The sequence below is a fragment of the Ruegeria sp. S263 genome (assembly GCF_056780525.1).
On record NZ_CM165558.1, the window covers coordinates 57,501 to 80,919 of the forward strand.

Below are 23,419 nucleotides of genomic sequence, written 5' to 3' on the forward strand. Positions count from 1 at the left end.
CACCCCGGGCCAAAGGGTCCGGGGCGGTTTTAAATAACTGAGGCTGGAAATCAGGCTTCCAGTGACCGGCGCAACATCTCGACGTCTTCGGCGATCTGGCCGTCGGTCGTTTTCAGCTCTTCAATACGTTTGACACCGTGCATGACCGTTGTGTGATCACGCCCGCCGAAACGACGCCCGATCTCGGGCAAGGACCGGCTGGTGAGTTGCTTGCACAGATACATCGCCACCTGGCGCGGACGTGCATAAGACCGCAGGCGCTTGGGGCCGATGATGTCGGACAGGCGGATGTTGTAGTATTCTGAAACCTTGCGCTGAATCTCTTCGACGGTGATCTTGCGCTCGGATGCGCGCAGCACGTCGGCCAGACAGTCCTGCGTCAGTTCCATGTCTATCTCGCGCCCCACCAGCGAGGCAAAGGCGAACAGACGGGTCAGCGCGCCTTCCAGCACACGAACATTGGTCGAGATGCGATGGGCCAGAAACTCCAGCACGCCGTCTGCAATTGTCAGGTCAGGATAGGTGCTGCTGTACTGTTGCACCTTGTTCTGAAGAATACCCAGACGCAGTTCATAGTCAGTCGGGTGCAAATCCACGACAAGACCACATTGCAGGCGCGATTTCACACGGTCTTCCAGATCCTTGATCTCACCCGGTGCGCGGTCCGCCGAGATGATGATCTGTTTGTTCTGATCCACCAGCGCATTGAATGTGTGAAAGAATTCTTCCTGCGTGGAGTCCTTACCTGCGATGAATTGCACGTCGTCTACCATCAGCACATCGACCGAACGGAACAGGTGTTTGAAATCCATCATGCGGCGTTCGCGCAGAGCCTGCACAAACCGATACATGAACTGTTCCGCTGACAGGTAAAGCACGTTCAGATCGGGCCGTTTGGTTTTCAGTTCCCATGCAATAGCGTGCATCAGGTGCGTTTTACCCAGACCAACTCCACCGTACAGAACCAGCGGATTGAAGGTCACGGGGCCACCTTCGGACACGCGACGCGCAGCGGCATGGGCCAATTCGTTGGGCTTACCAACCACAAAAGTGTCAAATATGAAGCGGGCATCCAGAGGCGCGGCCTGCAAGGATTCCAACGCATCATTTGCAACTTCGGTCAAATGGGGCACAGCGGCCTCTGGCGCTGGTGCTTGCGCCGACTCTGCCTCGACAGACGGGCGCGTCGGTGAATTTGCCGCGACCCGGAACGCAAGGCGTTGAACGGGCTCACCTGACGTATTCAACTCATACAAGATGAGATCTGCAAAATTTTGGCTGACGTAATTGCCCATAAAATTCGTAGGCACTGAAAACACAGCTACCCCATCCTGAACCTCTTGGAACTCCAGAGGTTCGATCCAGGTGGTGTAGTTATTTTTTCCAATAGCCTTGAGCAGTTTGTTACGCAGTAGTCCCCATTTTTCTTGTGTCATTAAGCGCCTCACGCATCCCATTCTTTATTGGCCTGTCGGCCTTATTACTAAGTCCCGGTCGCCCGGTACGCGCACTCACACGCAAAAGGGTACCCATCCGCCAAACTGAAATAGCCTGACGCCTTGTTTTTGAATGTCGACACTACCTGGCACAAAGGCATTCCAAATAACGGAACCGCCCCGGAAACCGGGTTGCGTGTCGCAATCTTCTTTTTTTAGACAGGGCTAGGAGTCCTGAATGCATCAGGTCCCAAAGCAGATCAGCAAACCAGCAGTCCCGGTTGCCAACATTCGTCCCCGATCGCCCTGATGCCCGTCAGTTTGATCCCTGGAACAGCCTGTCCCCCCAAGCGAGTGAATCGCTGATTCAGTGGTAACAAGATGGCGAGGTCCCCGGCAACGAAACTCTGATATTGACTCGCCTCTGAGCGCGAAAGAATCTCTTGGCTTGGTGAAGCGCGGTATTCTGGCAACAGCAAAAAGGGCGCCGCGATGCGCGACGCCCTTCAAAATAGTTCAGCCTTTCTTACGTGACCTGGGGTCAGCGAAAGACTCAGCCCAGCGCCTTCACGCGCGAGGACAGGCGCGACATTTTACGCGCTGCGGTGTTCTTGTGGAAAACGCCTTTGGTGACGCCGCGCATCAGCTCGGGCTGGGCCGCGCGCAGAGCGGCGGTTGCTGCGTCCTTGTCGCCGGATGCGATCGCTTCTTCGACCTTGCGCAGGTAGGTGCGGATGCGCGAACGACGTGCTTTGTTGATTGCGAAACGCTTCTCGTTCTGACGAGCGCGTTTTTTTGCCTGGGGCGAGTTAGCCATGTGTCTCTGACCTTTGTACGGTACGGTTCTATGAATTGCGCGCCACGGGTAATCCGCACCGGATCAGAAATCACGAGTGTGAGTCGGGCCAAAGCGGGCCGCACGCGCATGTATAGCGGCGCTTACTATCCAAGTTGGAAGGGTTTGCCAAGCAGATTCTTATTGCTGCAAGGCAGGTATGAAAAAGGCGGCATGTACCCGCCTGATCCGATCTGAAAGGTCGTTTACTTATCGCGGAACTGGGCCGCGCGCTTTTCAAGAAAGGCAGCCATGCCTTCTTTTTGATCTTCGCTTGCAAACATCGAATGGAACACCCGACGTTCAAACAACATCCCCTCGTTCAGCGGCAATTCATAGCTGCGATTCACAGCCTCTTTCGCGGCTATTGCGCTCAACTGAGATTTTTCGGCTATCTTCTGGGCTGCGGCCGTCGCCTCATCCAACAGTTTCTTTGCAGGGACAACCCGGCTGACCAAGCCCGCCCGTTCTGCTTCTTCGGCATCCATGAAACGCCCGGTCAGATTCATGTCCATTGATTTGGACTTGCCGACAAACCGGGTCAGACGCTGCGTGCCACCCAGACCCGCGATGACTCCGAGATTGATTTCCGGTTGACCGAACTTGGCCGAATCTGCGGCGATTATGAAATCGCACATCATCGCCAATTCGCATCCACCGCCCAGCGCGTAACCTGCGACTGCGGCGATGATCGGTTTGCGTATGGCCGTTATCCGGTCATTCACATCACCGAACAGGTTTCTGGTGTAGACATCGACAAAACCCATCTCGGACATCTCTTTGATGTCCGCGCCGGCGGCAAAAGCCTTTTCCGAGCCGGTGATGATGATGCAGCGCACCTTGTCGTTTTGATCCGCCTCTTCCAGCGCTGTGCACAATTCCTGCGTCAACTGCGAGTTCAGTGCATTCAGAGCATCTGGTCTATCAAGCTTGATAAGGGCGACGTGGTCTTCGATTTCGACGATGATCGTCTCAAAAGCCATGAGGTGTAAGCTTCCGGTTGTTCCGTTCAGTAACGATTCATTATCACGCGAAAACCTTGGATCAAGTTATCTTTGGCATTGCGTGCAATAGAAGGATGAGCGACCGGACTGGGTGATTCTTTTTATGGCAGCATCGCATCCTTCGGTGCGGCAGGGGCCACCCTCGCGGCCATAGACATCAAAGCTGTGCTGAAAATATCCAAGTTCTCCATCGGCTTGGCGGAAATCACGCAGCGATGAACCACCCGCATCAATCGCGTCCCGAAGCACCTGACGAATGATGGGAACCATGGCACCGACACGCTGCGCAGAAATTTGACCAGCTTTTCGACGTGGGGACACTCTGGCGCGATAAAGCGCCTCACAAACGTAGATATTTCCCAATCCGGCAACGATTCCCTGATCCAGCAGCGCGGATTTGACAGGAGTGTTCCGGCCTTTGAATGCGTCGATCAGGTGTTGTTCATGAAAGTCATTGCCCAACGGCTCGGGTCCAAGAACAGACAGCAACTTGTGTTCTTCAGCGGTGGCCGTGGGCAGCAAGTCCATCGCACCGAATCTGCGCGGGTCGTTGAAGGTAATCCGCGCGCCATTTGCCATGTGAAATACCACGTGGTCGTGCTTTTCCGGCATCGGATGATCATGCACGAACTGCCCCAGCGGATCGCCCGACACCATCATCCGGCCGGACATGCCCAGATGAATCAGCAAGGTCTCACCGCTGCTAAGATCCGCCAGGATGTATTTCGAACGTCTTCGCAGCCCATCCACCCGCTGCCCGGTCAACCGTTCGGCCATCCGTTCGGGAAAAGGCCAACGCAGATCGGGGCGGTTTACATCGGCGCGTTCGATAACGACACCCTCCATCGCCGGGGCCAAACCGCGTTTTACTGTCTCGACCTCGGGCAATTCGGGCATTACTTGGCTCCTATTCCAAAGGGCCGCATTGTGCCCGATACCAATGGCCCTATAACAGAGGCGAAATTCGACAAACGGCAAGGCAAATGTCCGACACCAACGACAAGACCACACATTTCGGATTCGAAACCGTGCGCGAGGCTGAAAAGGCCGGGCGCGTGCAGGGCGTGTTTAACTCGGTCGCCTCGAAATATGACGTGATGAACGATGTCATGTCGATGGGAATCCACCGGGTCTGGAAAGACGCGATGATGGATTGGCTGGCCCCGCGCCCCGGTCAGCGCCTTCTGGACGTGGCAGGCGGGACCGGAGACATTTCCTTCCGCTTCCTCAAACGTGCGGGCCACGGCCACGCCACCGTTCTGGACCTGACCGAGCCGATGCTGGTCGAAGGCCGACAGCGCGCCGAAGCCGATCAGATGGCCGACAGCCTGAATTGGGTGGTTGGCGACGCCATGTCCCTGCCGTTCGAAGACAACACGTTCGACGTCTACACGATTTCGTTCGGCATCCGTAACGTGACCCGCCCGCAAGAGGCGCTGAACGAAGCCTACCGCGTGCTGAAACCCGGTGGCCGCCTGATAGTTCTGGAATTCAGCCAGCTGCCCAATGACGGGCTGCAAAAACTGTATGATCTCTACAGTTTCAACGTCATCCCGCGCATGGGCAAGCTGATCGCCAACGATTACGACAGCTATCAGTACCTGGTGGAATCCATCCGCAACTTCCCCGATCAGGAAACCTTTCTGGGCATGGTCCGCGCCGCAGGGTTCGAGAACGCGAAATACCGCAACCTGAGCATGGGTATCGCCGCGCTACACTCCGGCTGGAAAATCTGATGCGCGGTCCCCACAACATTATCCGCCTGATCCGCACAGGCGCTACATTCGAACGCACCGGCGCGATGAACGTGGTGCTTGACGCATTCGAGGCGCCAAAAGCTTTGCGCCTCCTTGCGCATACATTGGGCAAACCATTCCAGTGGCTCGGGTATAAGGGCGATCCGTCGATGCCCCCGGCCACCCGCGCACTCACGGCGCTGGGTCCGGCATACATCAAATTTGGCCAGGTTCTCTCGACCCGCCCCGATGTCGTCGGCAACGAATTGGCCGCACAACTGCGCGTCCTGCAGGACAAACTGCCCCCCTTTCCCAAAGCCGAGGCCATGGCCGAAGTCGAAAAGGAATTGGGACAACCCGTTTCGAATATATTCGACGAATTCAGCGAACCCATCGCTGCCGCATCCATCGCCCAGGTCCACAAGGCAAAGCTGACCAGCACAGGCGAAGATGTCGCCGTCAAAGTCCTACGCCCCGGGATCGAGCGTGCCTTCCGCAAGGACGTCGACGCCTTCTATTTCGCGGCACGCATCGTGCAACTGTTTGCCCCCGGCGCGCGTCGCCTGAGACCGATGGAAGTGATCGAACACTTCGACGGCGTTGTGCGAGGTGAACTTGATCTACGTCTCGAAAGCGCCGCCGCTTCGGAATACGCAGCCAACACCAAGGACGATGCCGGGTTTTGGCTGCCGCCTGTGGTCTGGTCCCTGTCCGCGCGGCGGGTGATGACCCTCAGCTGGGCAGACGGCATCCCCTTGGGCGACAATGACGCGCTGGATGCGGCCAATCATAACCGCCGCGATCTGGGCGAGCGCGTATTGCGTCTGTTCCTGCTGCACGCTCTGCGCGACGGTTTTTTTCACGCCGATATGCATCAGGGCAACCTCAAGGTCGCCGCCAATGGTGATATCATTGCCTATGACTACGGCATCATGGGCCATATCGACGAATACACTCGTCGGGTCTATGCAGAGATCCTCTTCGGCTTCATCCGTCGCGACTACAAACGCGTGGCCGAGGTCCATTTCGAAGCGGGCTACGTCCCTGCCGACAGGGATGTCGACGAATTCGCACGCGCCCTGCGCGCGGTAGGAGAGCCCATCTTTGGCATGGACGCCACCCATATTTCGATGGGCCGCCTGCTGAATTACCTGTTCGAAGTCACCGAACGGTTCGGCATGGAAACCCGCACCGAATTGATCCTGTTGCAGCGCACAATGGTGGTGGTCGAAGGTGTCGCGCGCTCGCTGGACCCACAAGTCAACATCTGGGAAGTCGCCCGCCCCGTGGTCGAGGACTACATCAAGCAATCCATCGGCCCGCGCGCGGCCCTGCGCGATTTCGGAAAAACGGCCATGGTTCTGGCCCGCTTTGGCCCTCGCCTGCCCGCCCTGGTGGAAAACGCGCTGATCGCACAAACCCAGAAGGACGAACCACGAAACACCCGCTTTTGGTCAATGGCGCTCCCGGCGACCATCGGTGCAGCCGCAGGCGCAGTTCTCGTTTTGATCGTTGCGGCGCTCAGCTAAAACCGATCTGCCCCTTCATCTGGCCCAAAATATCCTCGGGGGGAATCGCGCCCAAAGGCGCGATGGGGGGCAGACAGCCCCCCCAACAACGTCTCAAATCAGAGCAGTTCAAAGGCAATGGCGATTCCCTGACCACCGCCGATGCACATCGTCACCAGACCTTTGGACCCACCGATCCGCTCCAGTTCGTACAGCGCTTTCAGCGTGATGATCGCACCGGTCGCCCCGACAGGGTGACCCAATGCAATCGCGCCGCCGTTCGGGTTAACCTTGGCAGTATCCAGCCCCAGTTCGTTGTTGACGGCAATTGCCTGGGACGCAAAGGCTTCGTTGCTTTCGATCACGTCGAAATCCTCGACCGTCAAGCCAGTGCGCGCCAGCAGGTTCTGCACCGCAGGCACCGGACCGATGCCCATCACTTCGGGCCGCACACCCGCGTGGCCATAGCCCAGAATACGCGCTTTCGGCTTCAGACCGGCTTTCTCAGCCGCCTCCGCCGTCGCCAGAACCATCGCGGCTGCACCGTCATTGATACCCGAGGCATTGCCTGCCGTCACACGGCCGTCCTTCTTGAACGCCGGACGCAACCCGGCCAGCGCCTCGATCGAGGTCGCCTTGGGATGCTCATCGACCATGAAGTCCACCATATCGCGCTTGACCTTGACCTGAACCGGTGTGATCTGGCTTTGGAAATACCCAGCCTCAATCGCAGCAGCGGCGCGGGTCTGGCTGGTCAGGGCAAACGCATCCATCTGTTCGCGTGTAACCTGATGCTCGTCCGCGACGTTCTCGGCTGTCACACCCATGTGGCCAGTACCAAACGGGCAGTTCAGCGCACCCAGCATCATGTCCAGCGATGTAACGTCGCCCATTTTCGCGCCCCAACGTGCCTGCGGAACGATGTAGGGGCTGCGCGACATGCTCTCGGCACCACCAGCAACCGCGAATTCGGCATCGCCCAGCATCAGCGACTGCACCGCCGACACAATCGCCTGAGCACCCGAACCACACAGACGGTTCACGTTCATCGCCGGAGTTTCAACCGGGATACCTGCCTGTTTCGCCGCCGCACGAGACAGATACATATCGCGCGGTTCAGTGTTGATCACATGGCCGAAAACCACGTTACCGATTTGGCCGCCCTCAACGCCCGACTTCTCCATCGCGGCTTCGGTCACAACAGTTGCCAGATCAATTGGCGCGGTCGAGGACAATGCTCCGCCGAACGTCCCAACAGCGGTACGGGCCCCATCCAGAATGACGATATCTTTCATGTGTCTTCTCCTCTTGGAATTGGCGCCACTATGCATCTGCAGCACAAGGCTGTCCCATAGGACGTACCGTCACAAGCAGAATTGACAAGCCATCCTGAAAAGCGCATCAGATTCCGCCATGACGGAAAAATCAGACGATATCCTGACACGACTGCCCACACGCCTGAAAGAAGCGCGCCGCGCCAAGGGCCTGTCCCTCGAAGCGGTCGCCAATCTCAGCGGTGTGTCCCGGTCCATGGTCAGTCAGATCGAACGGGGCGAGAGCAGCCCAACAATATCGACCCTGTGGAATTTGACCCGGGCCCTTCAGGTAGATTTTGCAGGTTTATTGGAGGAATCCGACAACGCCGATCAAATCGAAGTTCTGCGCAGCGCAGAGGTGCCCAGCATCGACAATATGGGCCAGAACTGCCGTATTCGCATCCTCTCTCCGCCCGAAGAAGCAGGCGGCCACGAGGTCTATGATATCTACTTTGAGCAAGATGGCGGGCTGACCAGCCAGCCCCACGCGCGGGGCGCGCGCGAACAACTGACAGTGCTGGAAGGCGCGGTTCGCATCACATCCGGGTCCGCCACCCGCGATCTGAAACAGGGTGACACGGCGCGATATGCCGCGGACGTTGCCCATTCGATCACCGCCGAAAGTACCGCCAGAGTTTTTCTGATCGTCAAAAACGCCTGAACTGGCAAAAATCCGCCTTCACGGAAATTTTTCCGTCATTATGCCAATCCCCTATTTGGGAATTTCATCCGCTATGTTAGATACGCGACTCAAAGCAAGGAGATCGCCATGGCTGACACGTTCCTGTCCCATATCACGGACACCCTCGCGCAGATCGAAGCGGAAGGTCTGTATAAACGCGAGCGCATGATCACTTCGCCTCAGGGCGGAGAGATCACGGTAGGTGGCAAGCAGGTCATCAACCTGTGTGCCAACAATTATCTGGGGCTGGCCGATCACCCGGCATTGATCGACGCGGCCAAAGGCGCGATGGAGCCCAAAGGGTTCGGCATGGCCTCGGTCCGGTTTATCTGTGGCACGCAGGATATTCACCGCGAATTGGAGCAGAAGCTGGCACAGTTCCTGAACAAGGATGATGCGATCCTGTTTGCCGCTTGTTTCGACGCAAATGGCGGGTTGTTTGAACCCCTTCTGGGCCCGGAGGACGCGATTATCTCGGACAGTCTGAACCATGCCTCAATCATCGACGGGGTGCGCCTGTGTAAGGCGAAACGCTATCGGTACATGAACAACGACATGAACGATCTTGAGGCCTGGCTGAAACAGGCGCGCGCGGATGGGGCGCGGCATATCATGATTGCCACGGACGGCGTGTTCTCGATGGATGGTTATCTGGCCAACCTTCCGAAGATCCGCGAACTAGCCGACAAGTACGACGCCATCGTCATGGTCGACGATTGCCACGCCACCGGGTTCATGGGGCCAAACGGGGCGGGTACGCCGGATCATTTCGGCGTCGACGTGGATATTCTGACAGGAACCTTGGGCAAGGCACTTGGGGGGGCAATCGGCGGTTACATCGCTGGGCCGCAGCCAGTGATCGACCTGCTGCGGCAGCGGGCGCGGCCCTATCTGTTCTCAAACTCGCTGCCGCCCTCCATTGTGGCCGCTGGGCTAGCGGCCATTCGCCTTGTCAACGACGGCGCAGACCTACGCACCCGGCTGTTCGAAAACGCAAACTACTGGCGGGCCGGTCTGGAAAAACTGGGGTTTGACCTGCTGCCCGGTGAACACCCGATCATCCCGGTAATGCTGGGCGAAGCGACGCTGGCACAAGATATGGCCGCGCGACTATTTGATGAGGGCGTCTATGTCTCGGGCTTTTTCTTCCCGGTCGTCCCACGCGGACAGGCCCGGATCAGAACCCAGATGAACGCCGCGCTGACCCGTGACGAGTTGGACCGCGCCTTGGCCGCCTTTGGCAAGGTTGGTAGCGAATTGGGAGTGATCTGATGCGGCCCAACACCATGAAAGCACTCGAGAAATCAAAACCTGAAGAAGGTCTTTGGATGGTGCAAGCCCCGGTCCCCGAGATCGGCCCGGACGAGGTTCTGATTCGTGTCAACAAGACGGGCATCTGTGGTACAGACATTCACATCTGGAACTGGGACGAATGGGCCGCAGCAACCGTTCCAGTGCCCATGATCACCGGCCACGAATTCGCCGGCGAGATCGTCGAGATCGGGCGCAATGTGGCTGGGCTTGAGGTTGGTCAAAGATGCTCGGGCGAGGGCCATCTGATCACCAATGACAGCCGACAAAGCCGCGCCGGAAAGTTCCATCTGGACCCCGGCACGCGCGGTATCGGTGTGAATGAGCAGGGGGCCTTTGCGCAGTATCTTAAGCTGCCTGCCTTCAACGTGGTCCCTCTGCCTGACGACGTGCCAGACGAAATCGGGGCCATTCTCGACCCGCTGGGAAACGCTGTTCACACCGCGCTCAGCTTTGATTTGCTGGGCGAGGATGTTCTGATCACCGGCGCAGGGCCAATCGGGATCATGGCGGCCGCTGTCGCCCGCCATGCCGGTGCGCGACACGTAGTGATCACCGACATCAACCCCGACCGCCTGAAACTGGCGGAACATGTGGTTCCCACCGTGCGAACAGTCGATGTTTCCCACGAGGACCTACAGGACGTCATTTCAGACCTTGGCATGACGCAGGGGTTTGATGTGGGCCTGGAAATGTCAGGCTCGCAAGCCGCGCTGGATCAGATGGTCGAGGCATTGGTGATGGGCGGCAAAATCGCTCTGCTGGGGATACCGCCCGGCAAGTCGCCTGTGGACTGGTCACGCATCGTGTTCAAGGCCATCACCATCAAGGGTGTCTATGGCCGCGAGATGTTCGAGACATGGTACAAGATGATCGCCATGCTGCAGAACGGATTGGACGTCAGCCGGGTCATCACGCATCGGTTCAAGGTCGACGACTTTGCCCAAGGGTTTGCCGCCATGAAATCCGGGCAATCCGGCAAGGTGGTGCTGGACTGGACCTGACGCTCTGGCACCGCACGAAATTTGACCCTAAACATAGGGCGGACCCGGCGGTTGGAGGAGCACATGAGCGACAATGACAGGTATCTGGAACGCGGGATCGAGGACTCTCTGGTCACCGATTTCGCGGAAACCCACCGCAAGAGTTACGGGGATTTCCTGCAGCTCAAGACCCTGCTGAACCTGCAAAAGACCTTTCAGGATCCAGCCCAGCCCGATGAGATGCTATTCATCATCATCCATCAGGTCAGTGAATTGTGGCTGAAACTGATGCATCACCAACTGGTCGAGGTACGAAGGTTTCTGCAGCAGGACGAATTTGGCCCCGCGATGAAGAACCTTGACCGGGTAAAAGCCATCCAGCGACAGTTGATCGCGTCGTGGGAAACGCTTCTGACTATGACCCCTGCCGATTACATGGCGTTTCGGCAGGCCTTGGGCAGCTCGTCCGGCTTCCAAAGCTATGGTTACCGTCAGATCGAGTTTATTCTGGGCAACAAGGACGCCGCGACCCTTAAAGTGCACGCTCATGACCCCGAAGTGATGGAAATGCTATCCGCCGCCCTGACCAAACCGTCGCTCTATGACGAAGTCCTTCACATGATGGCACGGCAAGGGTTCGATGTGCCTGACGACTTGCTGAACCGCGACTATGCGCAGCCATACTCCGGTGACTCGCGCATCGTGAAGCTGTGGGTGCAGGTCTTCCGCGACACGAACACGTATTGGGACCTCTATGCGCTGGCCGAAAAGCTGATGGATGTGGAATCCCTGTTTCAACGCTGGCGTTTTGACCATGTCACCGCAGTTGAGCGCGTAATCGGCAACCAACCCGGCACTGGTGGCTCCAGCGGTGTGTCCTTTCTACGCAAGGCCTTGGATTTGCGGTTTTTCCATGATCTCTACGATGTACGTACCGAACTGATGTATGCCGAGCAGGAGTAAGTGATGCTGTACCGGGGTTTCACACAGGAAGAACTGGATCAGGAATATTCACCCCGTTCGATGATCGGTGGCGACCTGACGCCCTATGTCGACAGTTGGGCTGCACTCAGCGCGCAGCATCGGGCGCAGATGGAATGCCACGAGAACCTCGCTTACGGCGACAGCCCGTCGCAGGTTCTGGATTTCTTTCCGGCAAAAGGCACTGGCGCACCGCTGCACGTGTTTATCCACGGCGGCTATTGGCAAGCGATCAGCCAGCGCGAATCCGCGATGATGGCCCCGGCCCTGATCGAGGCTGAGCAGTCCTTTGCGACCCTGAACTATACGCTGGCTCCGAACGCGCGGATCGGCGACATGATCGAGGAATGCCGCGCTGCCATACTCTGGCTGGCCGCGAACGCCACCAGTTTAGGCTATGACCCTTCCCGCGTGACACTGTCCGGCCACAGCGCCGGGGCGCATCTGGCCAGCATGGTCATGGCAACGTCCGCCGACGCTCTGGCGCGCGCAGGACTGCGCGTGCGCGACGTGATCTTGATCAGCGGGGTTTATGATCTGGAGCCGATCAGCCTGACACCCGTCAACGACCCGCTGCAACTAACCCCGGTCGAGGTCCACGACCTGTCGCCCATCCGGCGCCTTCCGGCCCCCGGCCCGCGCTATCGCGTGACCGTAGGTGAGCGCGACACCCCCGAATTCATCCGCCAAAGCCGACACTACGCAGAACTTTTGCGAAAGGCCGGGCACTCGGTGAGTTTTGACCTGCAAAAAGGGGTGCATCATTTCGATATCGTTATGCATCCGGGGACGTTTTTGGCGGCGACAAAATAGCCAACGGCATTTTCTGCGACGCCAGGAACGTCTGGTTCGAGCCCTTAGCGGTCTTCCTATCGCTTGCCAAGTCGCCAACTTTTTAGACGAGCAGAAGTTTTTTCGCCTACCATTTTTAGTTTTGGTGCATCGACAACTATGTTTGCATGCCTAAAGATTGCCTTTAACAAAAAGTTGATAAACTAAAGTAAAGGAGCAGGCATTTTCATGACAACTTGCAGCTTCATCCTGTCGACCGGCCGGACATCAACAGAAAATATTGCGGCGATTGCTGGAAGAGCACATCCAGATGCTAAGGTTGAACATGAGGGTCTTGGTTCAGAATATTTTTCAAGGAGAGTTTATCGGCGCCCCGGAAAGTTCGCTCAGGTCCTCGGTTCCCACGTTCCTTTGCAGCGTAAGCTTATTGAAATCGAAGATATGATCACACAAGGAACGCGTTATCTCGATGTCGGCTGGCCGTGCTATGCTTGGTTACCATATTTTTCTAAGAGGTTTTCAAGCCGGTTAAGATTTGCGCATTTGGTAAGGAATCCGTTCCATGTTGCCGCATCACTCACAACGCATGGCTTGTTCAACCCTGAAATCCGTGCCGGAAGGCGTTGGGAAAGAATCGCCATGATTCATGTGGACGACCCACGAGTTAAGTATTCGAAGTTCGCTGCGGTGGCAGAAGGGTTTACACCGTTTGAACGCAACTTGTTCCACTGGTTGGAATTGAACGAGTTTATGATTGAGCAGCACGAACGGGAAGGCTTTGTCGGTGTTTTTCGATTTGAAGAGTTGTACGAGGGCCAGCACCCAACCGTGACTGTCCTTCTGGACCAACTCGTTTCGAAAGCACAGTATGACCTAAATGCCAGAGCAGTGGATTCGGTCCATCGTAAGTTACCCGCCCAGATACGGGAACCGAACTCTCAGCTCGTTGAAGCGGTAATCGAGGTTGGTACGCGACTAGGATATTCGGAAGAGTATTTGCGCAATTCGGCGAGTGTTGAGGAATTGAACGAAAGGTACTCGAGGAAAAGGCTTTAGTTCCTCATTCGAGAGGCACATTTGACATCCCATAAATGCCCGTTTGCCCCGCATAGTAGTCATTGAAATTTAACAAATGCCAAAAAAAGCGGCCCAATGGGACCGCTTTTATTTTTCTCATAGCACTCGGATCAATCCAGCGTCCGCGTGACCTCTTCGCGCTCGAAGATTTCGATCACGTCGCCGGCGCGGATATCGTCGTAGTTTTCGAACGCCATACCGCATTCCTGACCCGACTGAACCTCGGCCACTTCGTCCTTGAAGCGCTTCAGCGTTTTCAGCGTGCCTTCGTGGATCACCACGTTGTCGCGCAGCAGGCGCACGCCTGCCGAACGACGCGCCACACCTTCGGTGACCAGACAGCCGGCAACCTTGCCGACACCGGTGACCTTGAAGACTTCGCGGATCTCGGCGTAGCCGATGAACTTCTCGCGGATCTCGGCGCTCAGCAGGCCCGATGCGGCGGCTTTCACGTCGTCTACCAGGTCATAGATCACCGAGTAATAGCGAATCTCGACACCCTTCTGGTTCGCGGTGTTCCGCGCTGATGCGTTGGCACGGACGTTGAAGCCCATGACAGGGGCACCCGAGGCTTCGGCCAGGCCGATATCCGTTTCGGTGATCGCACCCACGCCCGAGTGCAGAACGCGCACGCGGACTTCGTCGTTGCCGATTTTCTCCATCGCCTGAACGATGGCCTCGGCAGAACCCTGCACGTCAGCTTTGACGAGGATCGGCAACTCGGCCACGTTCTCGTCTTCTTTCGCCTTCTGCATCAGTTGCTCAAGGGTGGTCGCAGCACCAGCGGCGGCGCGTTTGTCCTTGGCGGCTTGCTCACGGTATTCCGCGATCTCACGCGCTTGCGCTTCGGTCTCGGTCACGTTCAGAACGTCACCAGCTTCGGGCGTACCATTCAGACCCAGAACCTCGACCGGAACCGAGGGGCCGGCCTCTTTCACGCGGTCGCCCTTGTCGTTGATCAGCGCACGGACCTTACCGTATTGCTCACCCACAACGAAGATATCACCCTGACGCAGCGTGCCGTTCTGAACCAGAACGGTGGCGACGGGGCCACGGCCCACGTCCAACTGCGCCTCGATCACGGCACCCTGGGCGGCGCGATCGGGGTTGGCTTTCAATTCCAGAATCTCGGCCTGCAGCGCGATGGCTTCCAGCAGTTCGTCCAGGCCCTGACCGGTGACGGCCGAGACCTCAACATCCTGAACCTCACCCGACATCTTCTCGACGATCACCTCATGCTGCAGCAGGTCGGTGCGCACTTTGTCGGGGTTGGCTTCGGGCTTGTCGATCTTGTTGATCGCCACGATCATCGGCACTTCGGCGGCCTTGGCGTGGTTGATCGCCTCGATGGTCTGCGGCATCACCGCGTCGTCGGCAGCGACCACCAGAACCACGATATCCGTGACCTGAGCCCCGCGCGAACGCATCGAGGTAAAGGCCGCGTGGCCCGGCGTATCCAGGAAGGTTAGCGTGGTGCCGCCATCGGTTTTCACTTGATAGGCGCCGATGTGCTGGGTGATGCCCCCGGCCTCACCCGCCACAACGCGTGCGTCACGGATCGCGTCCAACAGCGAGGTTTTGCCGTGGTCAACGTGACCCATGATGGTGATGACCGGCGGACGCGGCTGCAGTTCGTCATCGCTGTCTTCGACCTCTTTGATGACGTCTTCAACATCCGAATCAGAGACACGGGTGACCTTATGGCCAAATTCTTCGATGATCAGCTCGGCAGTATCGGCGTCGATGGTCTGGTTCTGCGTGACCATCATGCCCATCTGCATCAGCGATTTGACTACATCCGCCACACGCTCGGCCATACGGTTGGCCAATTCCGAAACCATGATCGCCTCGGGCAACTGTACGTCGCGGATCACCTTTTCCCGCTCGACCGGGGCACCCATGGCTTTCTGACGCGCGCGCTCCTGCTTGCGCTTCATCGACGCCATCGAGCGTTGACGGTTGCCTTCGCCGCCGGTGGCCTGACCCAGTGTCAGCTTGCCCGAGCGGCGGTTATCGTCACGGCCCTTGCCACGACCGCGCTGTTCGCGTTCGTGGTCTTGCTTGCGCGGAGCGGCAGCAGGCGCAGGCTTGCTGGCCGGGCTGCGCGCGGCTTTGGGTTCTTCGGGCGCGGGGGCGGCAGCAGCGCGCTTGGCGGCTTCTTCCGCCTCTTTGCGCTTGCGCTCTTCTTCCTCGGCCTTGGCGCGGGCACGTTCTTCGGCCTCGCGCTGTTCGCGTTCCTTGGCCTCCTGTTCGGCACGGCGGCGGGCGCGTTCTTCTTCACGCGCCTTTTCCTGCGCTTCGCGAGCGGCGGCTTCTTCAGCCTCACGCGCCTTGGCAGCTTGCAGCGCCTTCATCCGGCGTGCCATTTCCGCGTCGGAAATCCCGGCAGGACGGCGCGACGGATCACCCGAGGGCGTTGCACCGCCACCCGGCTTTCCGGCACCCGGCTTGGGGACCACCACGCGTTTGCGTTTGGTTTCCACCACGACATTCTTGGTGCGTCCGTGGCTGAAACTCTGTTTCACATTTCCGGGGCGTGCCCCGCCACGAAGACCCAATGTCTTTTTGCCGTCACTATCGCTCATAAAGCTTCTTACCCTTCCGAGCGGCCCTTGCCGCCGTCATCCGTTTCGCGCAAGCCACGCAGGCGCTGCGCTTCCTCTACAACACGTTTGGCGAGTCCGCCAGAGGCCAGCGCCGCATGAATCACGGTTTGGCGCCCAAATGCCGCCCCTAATTCATCCGCTGTCAGCCAACCGATGTATTTTCCGAAGTGCGGCGTGCTGAGTTTCGACTTGCCGCGCCCCGATCCATCAGAGGCCTGAATCAGTACCTGAGCCTCTTCCCGGTCCAGCCACGTCTTGACCTTTTCATATCCCGCGACTGCGTCGCCGGACTTACGCGCCAGGCTGATCAGTTCGATCACCCGCCGCGCGACTTGTTTTTCAACCTCGTCAGCCAGGTCCGTCTGCGCCGTTGCCTGCGCCTTGAACCCGCGCGAGAACAGCTTTTTGCCGACGGCCTTATCCAGCGCGGCGCGATCCGCCGCTACATAGACCCCACGCCCCGGCAATTTTGCCGCAACATCGGGAAAGACCTGACCATCCGGCCCCATCACAAAGCGGATCAACCCGTATTTTGGCTGAACCTCGCCCGTGGCGATGCACTTGCGCTCGGGGCCTTCCGACCGATCCTTATGGACGCCACCGCGACCCATTCACGCCACCCCGAGGCCCTGAGATCAGGCCTCGGCCTCCTCGTCAGCTTCGCCTTCGACCTCTTCTTCGGCCTGCTCCAGCTCGGCCGGATCGACCCAGCCCAGCATGATGCGGGCGGTCATGACCAAATCCTGCGCTTCTTCCAGCGTAATGCCAAAAGGTTCCAGAACACCGTCATCCTTGATGCGCTCGCCGTCGACCGTGGTCCAGCCACCGGCCAGTTCCCAGTCGGCGCAGGTGGCGAAGTCTTCCAACGTCTTCACGTCATCCTTGGCCAGCGCTTCTACCATCTGGGGTGTGAGGCCTTCGAATTCAATAAGGCTGTCCTCGGCACCCAGCGCACGGGCAGCATCCAACGCCGCCTTGGCCTGTGCTTCCAGGAATTCACGAGCCCGGGTCTGCAGTTCCTGCGCGGTGCCTTCGTCAACACCATCGATGACCAGCAGCTCGTCCAGCTCGACATAGGCAACTTCTTCGAGGTTTGTGAACCCTTCAGAGACCAGCAACTGCGCGAAGAATTCGTCCAGATCCAGGCTGTCCATGAACAACTGGGTGCGGGCTTCGAATTCTTTCTGACGACGCGCCAATTCTTCGGCCTCGGTCATGATGTCGATGTCCAGGCCGGTCAGCTGGCTGGCCAGACGCACGTTCTGACCGCGACGGCCGATAGCCAGAGACAGCTGTTCCTCGGGCACAACCACTTCGATCTTGCCGGCTTCTTCGTCCAGAACCACCTTGGAAACCTCGGCGGGCTGCAGCGCGTTCACCAGGAAGGTCGGCTGATCTTCATTCCACGGGATGATGTCGATCTTTTCGCCCTGCAGCTCGTTCACAACTGCTTGCACGCGGCTGCCGCGCATACCAACGCAGGCACCGACTGGGTCGATCGAACCGTCATACGAAATCACGGCAATCTTGGCGCGCGAACCGGGGTCACGGGCCACAGCTTTGACTTCGATGATGCCGTCATAGATTTCCGGCACTTCCATCTTGAACAGCTCAGCCATGAATTCCGGCGCGGTGCGCGACAGGAAGATCTGGTGGCCACGGACCTCGCGGCGAACCTCTTTGATGTAGGCGCGCACGCGGTCGTTGGGACGATAGCTTTCACGGCCGATCTTGTCATTGCGGCGCAGAACGGCCTCGGCCCCACCCAGATCGACGATGACATTGCCGAATTCCTCGCGCTTGACCGCACCGTTGATGATGGTGCCTGCGCGATCCTTGAATTCTTCGTACTGACGGTCACGCTCGGCTTCGCGGACCTTTTGCAGGATCACCTGCTTGGCAGATTGCGCCGCGATCCGGCCCATTTCAACCGGCGGGACTTCTTCGACGAAGACGTCACCGACCTCAGGGTTTTCCATGTATTGCTTGGCTTGCTCGACAGTGAACTCGGCCTGATAGTTTTCCAGCTCTTCATCCTCGACCACGGTGCGGACGCGGGTAAAGGTCGCCTTGCCGGTCTTGCGGTCGATCGACACGCGGATGTCCATCTCAGCGCCGTAGCGGCTCTTGGCGGCACGGGCGAGCGATTCTTCCATCGCTTCGACAACCAGACCGGGGTCGATCATCTTTTCGCGGGCCACGGCCTCGGCGGTCTGCAGCAGCTCCAGCTGGTTGGCTGAGGTGATTGCCATCAGTTCGTCTCCTCTTCGGACCCTTCGGTCTCAATCTCGTCGAAAGCGTTTTCGTTCAGGGCACCGGCGTCTTTGCGCTGGCGCAGCATTTCCTTGATCAGATCATCGGTCAGGACCAGTTTGGCATCGCTCAGCCAGTCGAATTGCAGACCAATGGTGATTGTCTCGGACCCTTCGGGGATATTGATCAGAACCTCATCCCCTTCGATCCCGGCCAATTCGCCCTTAAACCGGCGGCGGCCGTCGATCAGTTCAGCGGTCTCGATCTTGGCCTCATACCCTTCGAAGGTCTCAAAATCCTTCAGACGGGTCAGAGGGCGGTCGATGCCGGGGCTGGACACCTCAAGCGTATAAGCGTCAAGGATCGGGTCCTCGACGTCCAGCGTGGCGCTGACCGCGTTGGAAATCTCGGCGCAATCATCCACTTCGATGCCGCCATCGGGCTTGTCCGCCATGATCTGCAGCGTGGTCAACTTACCGCTCATCAAACGGATGCGGACCAACTCATACCCCAGATCCTCGATCACGGGGGTTATGATCTCGGCCAGTCGCCGGTCGATGGCTGCTTTGGCTATCAGGTCGTTTGTCATTCGGGTCTCTACCCTTCAATCGGGCACAAAAAAACGGGCGCGCGGCCCGTCGTATTTTCCGGTGGAGCTTTGAACCAGAAGTCCAACGCGCCGCTGTTGGAACTGCATATACGCAGGGTTTCCCGAGTCTGCAACCCCCGGCGGGAATTAAGCCAGCCACCACCGCTCGGCGATGCGGCCATCGTCCAGCGCACGCGCCTGTCCGACCTGACCCGGCATTCCGACACGAGCGGCCACGGCCAGCGCCATATCCGTCTCGCTTGGGAAAAAGCGCAGACCGCGTTGCCCCCTTAAATCGTCCTGCGCGGGCAGAGCGGCGACATCCACATAGCCATCCCGCAAAGCCTCAGCCCGAACACGCGCATCAGGGATCACGATAACTTCCAGCGCATCGACCCAGCCCGCCTGACCGCTTTTATAGTGACCGGCGACTTTGCGCCCCAAGAAATGCCGCCCGTCTTCGGCGCGCTCGACCCGGTAACATCCGGTGCCGTTGGCCGCGCGCAATGGCGTTACGTCTTGCCCATTGCGCGTTATGACAAATCGACTGTCTGCCAGCAGAAACGGCAGGCCCGGATTAGCTTCCGCCAGTTCCAGCCGCAGGGATAAGGGCGAGGTGGCCTCAACACGCCCGACTTGTTCCAGCACGGCAAGAACGTCGGCAACGTCCAACGGGGCCTCATCATGGAACAGAACACCGGGGCGCAGATCGAAACGCCAAACCCGCGCGTTCGCATCAGTTTGCCAGCCTGTCGCCAATTCCGCGCGCAACGTGCCATCCGGCGCGATCTCGGTCAGCGTGTCGAACACTGCGCCACGCGCCACCTGTTCAAGGCTTTCGTCCCGGGGCACGGCCAATCGCAGCGTTCCGCCGGACTTGGGCGTGTTGGCCAATGACGCGCCGGTTGCTGCCAGCAGAGCCGCTGCTGCACCCGAAGCAAACAAGGCACGACGGTCCATGCGGGTCATGCGATGCCCTCCGCCACGCGGTCCATGATACGCACCAACTCAGCGCTGATGCCCGGCTCGGACAGGGCATGACCTGCCTGTCGCACCATCTTGAGCTCGGCATTGGGCCAGCGCTCGGCCAAAGACCATGCGGCCTGTGGCGGGCAAATCATGTCATACCGCCCCTGAACGATATGGCCGGGGATATGGGCGATCCGGTCCATCTGATCCAGAATCTGCCCGTCCTTCTCAAGAAAGGCACTGTGCGTGAAATAGTGATTCTCAAGCCGTGCAAAGGCGCGCGCGTATTCGCCGGGGCTTTCACCCGTCGACCCGTGCGAATGGATCGAGGCCAGCGCGTTCTCCCACGCCGACCACGCCCGCGCATACAGGATTTCCGTCGCCCGATCGCCCGAGAACAAGCGTTTGTGATAGGCACCTATCGTGTCCGACAACTCATCCTCGGTCAGCAGAGCAGTGAATTTCGCCCATTGCTCGGGCCAGAACTTGCCCGCGCCGCCGCCATAGAACCAATCCAGTTCGGCCTGCGTGGCCAGAAACACACCGCGCAGTACCAGACGGTTCACCCGGTCTGGATGCGCTTGCGCATAAACCAGCGCCAAAGTCGCGCCCCAACTGCCGCCGAACACCGTCCAGTCGTCGATATCCAACAGCGTTCGCAGGCGTTCGATATCATCCACCAGGTCCCACGTCGTGTTATCCAGCACCGAGGCATGAGGCCGCGACCGACCGCACCCGCGCTGATCAAACAGAATCACCCGAAACACGCGCGGATCGAAATACCGCCGCATCGCCGGGCTGCAGCCGCCGCCCGGTCCGCCATGCAGAACCACAACCGGTAACCCCTCGGGATTGCCGCATTGTTCCACATAAATACGGTGCCCATCGCCGACATCGACCATCCGCTGATCGAACGGGTCGATCGGCGGGTACAGAAATTGAACTGCGCGCTTTTGGTCCGGGTACTTATCCATTAGGGCCCTATATAGTCTTTAAACGTAAAAGAGCACACGGAGACAGGAATGCAAGCGCATCCGAACACGGTGGACCCGTCCGAGATCGCAAAATTCGAGGCGATGGCGGCTGAATGGTGGGATCCCCATGGGAAATTCAAACCGCTGCACATGCTGAATCCGTGCCGTCTGGATTATATCACACAACAGATTGCGGGTGAATTTGACCGTGACCTGACGACCGCGAAACCATTCGAAGGCCTGCGCCTGCTGGATATCGGCTGCGGCGGCGGGCTTTTAAGCGAGCCGATGGCGCGTTTGGGCGCGACGGTCGTGGGCGCCGACGCCGCCGAGGGCAACCTGCCCGTCGCCCGTATCCATGCCGAGCAATCGGGACTTGAGATCGACTATCGCCACACCACAGCCGAGGACATGGCCGCTGCGGGCGAACAATTCGACGTCGTGTTGAACATGGAAGTGGTCGAGCACGTAGCCGATCCATTGGGCTTCCTGACCGCCTCGCAACAACTGCTGAAACCGGGTGGGTTGCTGATCTGCTCGACCATCAACCGCAACCCGAAATCCTATGCGATGGCCATTTTCGGGGCCGAGGTCGTCATGCGCTGGCTTCCGCGCGGCACGCATGAATGGAACAAGTTCATCACCCCGGATGAGCTGTTCGACCTGTTGCGCCAAGCCGGGCTGGACCCAGTCGACCGCAAGGGCTTCGTCTTCAACCCGATCCTGTGGAGCTGGTCGATCTCGGACCGGGATTTGAGCGTGAATTATGTGACGGCGAGTGTGAAGGCGGGCTGAGCTTACTCCCCTTCCAACTGCAACCGCAAATCCCTCAACACGGGCAGCGTGCTGCGGACACGCTCCAACCCCAGCTCTCCTACCACACGGTTAATCAACGGGGCGATGGACGAAATCGCCTGATCGCGGGCGCGACGGCCGGCGGGGCTGATCGCGACCATTTTGCGGCGGGCGTCGTCCCAATCGGGGCGGATGTGGATGTATCCGGCCCATTCCAGCTTGGCCAATGTGTTGGTCATCGCCCCGCGCGTGACGTGGAAAGTGCTGGCCAGTTGTGCGGGCGTGCGTTCATCCCCCACGAAAACCAGATGATTCAGCACCGAGAAATGTGAGATTTCCATGCCCTTGGGCAGCACCCGGCTAAGCCGGTTGCGCAATAGCTGGTCGGCGGTCAGGATCTCGCTGAACAGCGTGACCGCAAGGGCATTGGTGTCGTCCGTCATTGGGTCCGGCTCTGGGTCAGGGGCCGTCAAAAGCCCGCAGGTGCGTCAATGAAGGCACGCGGCGGCGCGCCTCTGACACAGAACTATCATCCAAATCAAAAATGTGAATGCCCGGATCGGTACCTGCGTCGATGATGACCTCTCCCCACGGGGCGACGACCATGCTGTGACCGTAGGTATAGCGCGTTCTGCCACGGGTTTTGGGATGCTCTCCGGTTTGGGCCGGTGCCAGCACCCAAGCGCCGTTTTCAATCGCCCGGGCACGCAACAGCGATTCCCAATGTGCAGCCCCCGTAACTGGGGAAAACGCCGCAGGAACAGTCAAGATGCGCGCACCAGCCTGAGCCAGCGCCGCATAGAGGTGGGGAAAGCGGATATCGTAGCAAACGGTCAGGCCAACTTTGCCGAAGTCTGTCTCGGCAATCACGGCCCGGTCACCGGGGCGGTAGTTTCGAGATTCCCGAAAAATCTCGGTCTCTGTGACCTGCACGTCAAACATGTGGATCTTGTCATACCGCGCAACGATCTGCCCCTGCGGGTCGATCATTATGGAACGGTTGGCAAAACGCCCGTCCGCGTCATGAGTTTTGACCGCCAGCGAGCCGATCAACAGCCATATGCCCAGCGCCTGCGCGTGATCGCGTAGTCCGGCCAGCGTCAGGTCATCTTCTTCGTACTGCAAAACTTCGCGCTGCCGCGTTGTCGAGGTCGAGACGCAGTTCGTCACCTCAGGGGTGAGGATGAACTGCGCGCCCTGTCCGGCCGCCTCGGTCATCAGGGCGCGCACCATGTTCAGATTTTCGGACGGATCATCCGACGAGGTGACCTGCAGCAGCGCAGTCAGCATCACGCGGCCAGAAGCCGGTCCAGTTTACCCTGACGCTCCAGCTCATAAAGATCGTCGCAGCCGCCCACGTGCTTCGTACCGATGAAAATCTGTGGCACGGTGCGTTTACCACCAGCGCGCTTGATCATCTCGGGCTTGCGTTTGGGGTGTATCAAAACATCGACTTCTTTGAACTCAACGCCTTTCTGTTTCAGCAGTCGTTTGGCCGCGTGGCAAAAGCCGCATAGCGGAGAGGTATAGATTTCAACAGGTTTCATAATCCGTCCCTTGGGGTTTCACGTA

General features: G+C 58.7%; 23 protein-coding genes. 9 read left to right on the top strand and 14 right to left on the bottom strand.

Features of this window, described 5'->3' with window-relative positions:
• Nucleotides 1–50 precede the first annotated feature (50 nt).
• From dnaA to mutM, 4 genes are all read right to left on the bottom strand, one after another.
• Nucleotides 51–1,436, bottom strand: coding sequence for a chromosomal replication initiator protein DnaA (gene dnaA / locus ACT2B1_RS00310; RefSeq protein WP_481668358.1), 1,386 nt, complete (start codon nt 1,434–1,436; stop codon nt 51–53).
• A 553-nt stretch (nt 1,437–1,989) separates the two neighbouring features.
• Nucleotides 1,990–2,253 (bottom strand): 30S ribosomal protein S20, encoded by a 264-nt coding sequence (rpsT, locus tag ACT2B1_RS00315; RefSeq protein WP_152459792.1) that lies wholly within the window; start codon nt 2,251–2,253, stop codon nt 1,990–1,992.
• 224 nt (nt 2,254–2,477) lie between these two features.
• Complete coding sequence (locus tag ACT2B1_RS00320; RefSeq protein WP_171125979.1) at nt 2,478–3,254, bottom strand: enoyl-CoA hydratase; 777 nt, start codon at nt 3,252–3,254, stop codon at nt 2,478–2,480.
• A 66-nt stretch (nt 3,255–3,320) separates the two neighbouring features.
• Complete coding sequence (gene mutM / locus ACT2B1_RS00325; protein ID WP_171125977.1) at nt 3,321–4,172, bottom strand: bifunctional DNA-formamidopyrimidine glycosylase/DNA-(apurinic or apyrimidinic site) lyase; 852 nt, start codon at nt 4,170–4,172, stop codon at nt 3,321–3,323.
• Nucleotides 4,173–4,258: 86 nt separating this feature from the next.
• On the opposite strand from mutM, the gene ubiE reads away from it, so the two are divergent.
• Together ubiE and ubiB are read left to right on the top strand one after the other, a co-directional pair.
• On the top strand, nt 4,259–5,011 hold the full coding sequence (gene ubiE, locus ACT2B1_RS00330; protein WP_481668359.1) for a bifunctional demethylmenaquinone methyltransferase/2-methoxy-6-polyprenyl-1,4-benzoquinol methylase UbiE: 753 nt from the start codon (nt 4,259–4,261) through the stop codon (nt 5,009–5,011).
• Nucleotides 5,011–6,540 carry a 2-polyprenylphenol 6-hydroxylase gene (ubiB, locus tag ACT2B1_RS00335; protein ID WP_171125973.1) on the top strand — a complete coding sequence of 510 codons (1,530 nt, stop codon included), beginning with the start codon at nt 5,011–5,013 and terminating at the stop codon, nt 6,538–6,540. Before ubiE ends, ubiB begins: the two co-directional genes overlap by 1 nt.
• A gap of 98 nt (nt 6,541–6,638) precedes the next feature.
• Here the strand turns inward: ubiB and ACT2B1_RS00340 are convergent, their stop codons facing one another.
• On the bottom strand, nt 6,639–7,814 hold the full coding sequence (locus tag ACT2B1_RS00340) for an acetyl-CoA C-acyltransferase family protein (RefSeq protein WP_171125971.1): 1,176 nt from the start codon (nt 7,812–7,814) through the stop codon (nt 6,639–6,641).
• A 118-nt stretch (nt 7,815–7,932) separates the two neighbouring features.
• Between ACT2B1_RS00340 and ACT2B1_RS00345 the strand changes: the two genes are divergently transcribed.
• From ACT2B1_RS00345 to ACT2B1_RS00370, 6 genes are all read left to right on the top strand, one after another.
• Nucleotides 7,933–8,496 (top strand): helix-turn-helix domain-containing protein, encoded by a 564-nt coding sequence (locus ACT2B1_RS00345; RefSeq protein WP_171212487.1) that lies wholly within the window; start codon nt 7,933–7,935, stop codon nt 8,494–8,496.
• Nucleotides 8,497–8,604: 108 nt separating this feature from the next.
• Nucleotides 8,605–9,789 carry a glycine C-acetyltransferase gene (locus ACT2B1_RS00350; RefSeq protein ID WP_171126685.1) on the top strand — a complete coding sequence of 395 codons (1,185 nt, stop codon included), beginning with the start codon at nt 8,605–8,607 and terminating at the stop codon, nt 9,787–9,789.
• Nucleotides 9,790–9,803: 14 nt separating this feature from the next.
• The gene (gene tdh, locus ACT2B1_RS00355; RefSeq protein ID WP_171126006.1) at nt 9,804–10,832 is read left to right on the top strand and encodes an L-threonine 3-dehydrogenase; all 1,029 of its coding nucleotides are present in this window, start codon (nt 9,804–9,806) and stop codon (nt 10,830–10,832) included.
• 63 nt (nt 10,833–10,895) lie between these two features.
• The gene (locus ACT2B1_RS00360; protein ID WP_171241127.1) at nt 10,896–11,774 is read left to right on the top strand and encodes a tryptophan 2,3-dioxygenase; all 879 of its coding nucleotides are present in this window, start codon (nt 10,896–10,898) and stop codon (nt 11,772–11,774) included.
• A gap of 3 nt (nt 11,775–11,777) precedes the next feature.
• Nucleotides 11,778–12,605 (top strand): alpha/beta hydrolase, encoded by an 828-nt coding sequence (locus tag ACT2B1_RS00365; protein ID WP_171241128.1) that lies wholly within the window; start codon nt 11,778–11,780, stop codon nt 12,603–12,605.
• A gap of 207 nt (nt 12,606–12,812) precedes the next feature.
• A complete protein-coding gene (locus tag ACT2B1_RS00370) occupies nt 12,813–13,640 on the top strand; it encodes a hypothetical protein (RefSeq protein ID WP_171125962.1) in 828 nt (275 codons plus the stop codon).
• 131 nt (nt 13,641–13,771) lie between these two features.
• On the opposite strand, the gene infB is transcribed toward ACT2B1_RS00370, so the two are convergent.
• The 6 genes from infB to pip form a co-directional block, all read right to left on the bottom strand.
• Nucleotides 13,772–16,246 (bottom strand): translation initiation factor IF-2, encoded by a 2,475-nt coding sequence (infB, locus tag ACT2B1_RS00375; RefSeq protein WP_481668360.1) that lies wholly within the window; start codon nt 16,244–16,246, stop codon nt 13,772–13,774.
• Between the two features lie 8 nt (nt 16,247–16,254).
• Nucleotides 16,255–16,878 (bottom strand): RNA-binding protein, encoded by a 624-nt coding sequence (locus ACT2B1_RS00380; protein WP_171125958.1) that lies wholly within the window; start codon nt 16,876–16,878, stop codon nt 16,255–16,257.
• Between the two features lie 24 nt (nt 16,879–16,902).
• The gene (gene nusA / locus ACT2B1_RS00385) at nt 16,903–18,519 is read right to left on the bottom strand and encodes a transcription termination factor NusA (RefSeq protein ID WP_481668361.1); all 1,617 of its coding nucleotides are present in this window, start codon (nt 18,517–18,519) and stop codon (nt 16,903–16,905) included.
• Nucleotides 18,519–19,109 (bottom strand): ribosome maturation factor RimP, encoded by a 591-nt coding sequence (gene rimP / locus ACT2B1_RS00390; protein WP_171126679.1) that lies wholly within the window; start codon nt 19,107–19,109, stop codon nt 18,519–18,521. Before rimP ends, nusA begins: the two co-directional genes overlap by 1 nt.
• 147 nt (nt 19,110–19,256) lie before the next feature.
• Nucleotides 19,257–20,078 (bottom strand): ABC transporter substrate-binding protein, encoded by an 822-nt coding sequence (locus ACT2B1_RS00395; protein WP_171125952.1) that lies wholly within the window; start codon nt 20,076–20,078, stop codon nt 19,257–19,259.
• Complete coding sequence (gene pip / locus ACT2B1_RS00400; protein WP_171241131.1) at nt 20,075–21,052, bottom strand: prolyl aminopeptidase; 978 nt, start codon at nt 21,050–21,052, stop codon at nt 20,075–20,077. The genes ACT2B1_RS00395 and pip overlap by 4 nt, the downstream gene beginning before the upstream one ends.
• Nucleotides 21,053–21,100: 48 nt before the next feature.
• Here pip and ubiG point away from each other — a divergent pair, with 48 nt between their 5' ends.
• Nucleotides 21,101–21,847, top strand: a complete 747-nt coding sequence (gene ubiG, locus ACT2B1_RS00405) for a bifunctional 2-polyprenyl-6-hydroxyphenol methylase/3-demethylubiquinol 3-O-methyltransferase UbiG (RefSeq protein ID WP_481668362.1) — start codon at nt 21,101–21,103, stop codon at nt 21,845–21,847.
• A gap of 2 nt (nt 21,848–21,849) precedes the next feature.
• Here the strand turns inward: ubiG and ACT2B1_RS00410 are convergent, their stop codons facing one another.
• The 3 genes from ACT2B1_RS00410 to grxC are packed head-to-tail and all read right to left on the bottom strand — an operon-like array spanning nt 21,850 to nt 23,394.
• The gene (locus ACT2B1_RS00410) at nt 21,850–22,290 is read right to left on the bottom strand and encodes a MarR family winged helix-turn-helix transcriptional regulator (RefSeq protein WP_170353764.1); all 441 of its coding nucleotides are present in this window, start codon (nt 22,288–22,290) and stop codon (nt 21,850–21,852) included.
• Between the two features lie 16 nt (nt 22,291–22,306).
• A complete protein-coding gene (locus tag ACT2B1_RS00415) occupies nt 22,307–23,137 on the bottom strand; it encodes a carbon-nitrogen hydrolase family protein (RefSeq protein WP_171241133.1) in 831 nt (276 codons plus the stop codon).
• Complete coding sequence (gene grxC, locus ACT2B1_RS00420) at nt 23,137–23,394, bottom strand: glutaredoxin 3 (RefSeq protein WP_171241134.1); 258 nt, start codon at nt 23,392–23,394, stop codon at nt 23,137–23,139. The genes ACT2B1_RS00415 and grxC overlap by 1 nt, the downstream gene beginning before the upstream one ends.
• Between the last annotated feature and the right edge of the window lie 25 nt (nt 23,395–23,419).

Excerpts from the sequence above, each read along its gene's own strand:
- dnaA (WP_481668358.1), bottom strand. The coding sequence starts at position 1,436 with ATGACACAAGAAAAATGGGGACTACTGCGTAACAAACTGCTCAAGGCT.
- rpsT (WP_152459792.1), bottom strand. The coding sequence starts at position 2,253 with ATGGCTAACTCGCCCCAGGCAAAAAAACGCGCTCGTCAGAACGAGAAG.
- ACT2B1_RS00320 (WP_171125979.1), bottom strand. The coding sequence starts at position 3,254 with ATGGCTTTTGAGACGATCATCGTCGAAATCGAAGACCACGTCGCCCTT.
- mutM (WP_171125977.1), bottom strand. The coding sequence starts at position 4,172 with ATGCCCGAATTGCCCGAGGTCGAGACAGTAAAACGCGGTTTGGCCCCG.
- ubiE (WP_481668359.1), top strand. The coding sequence starts at position 4,259 with ATGTCCGACACCAACGACAAGACCACACATTTCGGATTCGAAACCGTG.
- ubiB (WP_171125973.1), top strand. The coding sequence starts at position 5,011 with ATGCGCGGTCCCCACAACATTATCCGCCTGATCCGCACAGGCGCTACA.
- ACT2B1_RS00340 (WP_171125971.1), bottom strand. The coding sequence starts at position 7,814 with ATGAAAGATATCGTCATTCTGGATGGGGCCCGTACCGCTGTTGGGACG.
- ACT2B1_RS00345 (WP_171212487.1), top strand. The coding sequence starts at position 7,933 with ATGACGGAAAAATCAGACGATATCCTGACACGACTGCCCACACGCCTG.
- ACT2B1_RS00350 (WP_171126685.1), top strand. The coding sequence starts at position 8,605 with ATGGCTGACACGTTCCTGTCCCATATCACGGACACCCTCGCGCAGATC.
- tdh (WP_171126006.1), top strand. The coding sequence starts at position 9,804 with ATGAAAGCACTCGAGAAATCAAAACCTGAAGAAGGTCTTTGGATGGTG.
- ACT2B1_RS00360 (WP_171241127.1), top strand. The coding sequence starts at position 10,896 with ATGAGCGACAATGACAGGTATCTGGAACGCGGGATCGAGGACTCTCTG.
- ACT2B1_RS00365 (WP_171241128.1), top strand. The coding sequence starts at position 11,778 with ATGCTGTACCGGGGTTTCACACAGGAAGAACTGGATCAGGAATATTCA.
- ACT2B1_RS00370 (WP_171125962.1), top strand. The coding sequence starts at position 12,813 with ATGACAACTTGCAGCTTCATCCTGTCGACCGGCCGGACATCAACAGAA.
- infB (WP_481668360.1), bottom strand. The coding sequence starts at position 16,246 with ATGAGCGATAGTGACGGCAAAAAGACATTGGGTCTTCGTGGCGGGGCA.
- ACT2B1_RS00380 (WP_171125958.1), bottom strand. The coding sequence starts at position 16,878 with ATGGGTCGCGGTGGCGTCCATAAGGATCGGTCGGAAGGCCCCGAGCGC.
- nusA (WP_481668361.1), bottom strand. The coding sequence starts at position 18,519 with ATGGCAATCACCTCAGCCAACCAGCTGGAGCTGCTGCAGACCGCCGAG.
- rimP (WP_171126679.1), bottom strand. The coding sequence starts at position 19,109 with ATGACAAACGACCTGATAGCCAAAGCAGCCATCGACCGGCGACTGGCC.
- ACT2B1_RS00395 (WP_171125952.1), bottom strand. The coding sequence starts at position 20,078 with ATGACCCGCATGGACCGTCGTGCCTTGTTTGCTTCGGGTGCAGCAGCG.
- pip (WP_171241131.1), bottom strand. The coding sequence starts at position 21,052 with ATGGATAAGTACCCGGACCAAAAGCGCGCAGTTCAATTTCTGTACCCG.
- ubiG (WP_481668362.1), top strand. The coding sequence starts at position 21,101 with ATGCAAGCGCATCCGAACACGGTGGACCCGTCCGAGATCGCAAAATTC.
- ACT2B1_RS00410 (WP_170353764.1), bottom strand. The coding sequence starts at position 22,290 with ATGACGGACGACACCAATGCCCTTGCGGTCACGCTGTTCAGCGAGATC.
- ACT2B1_RS00415 (WP_171241133.1), bottom strand. The coding sequence starts at position 23,137 with ATGCTGACTGCGCTGCTGCAGGTCACCTCGTCGGATGATCCGTCCGAA.
- grxC (WP_171241134.1), bottom strand. The coding sequence starts at position 23,394 with ATGAAACCTGTTGAAATCTATACCTCTCCGCTATGCGGCTTTTGCCAC.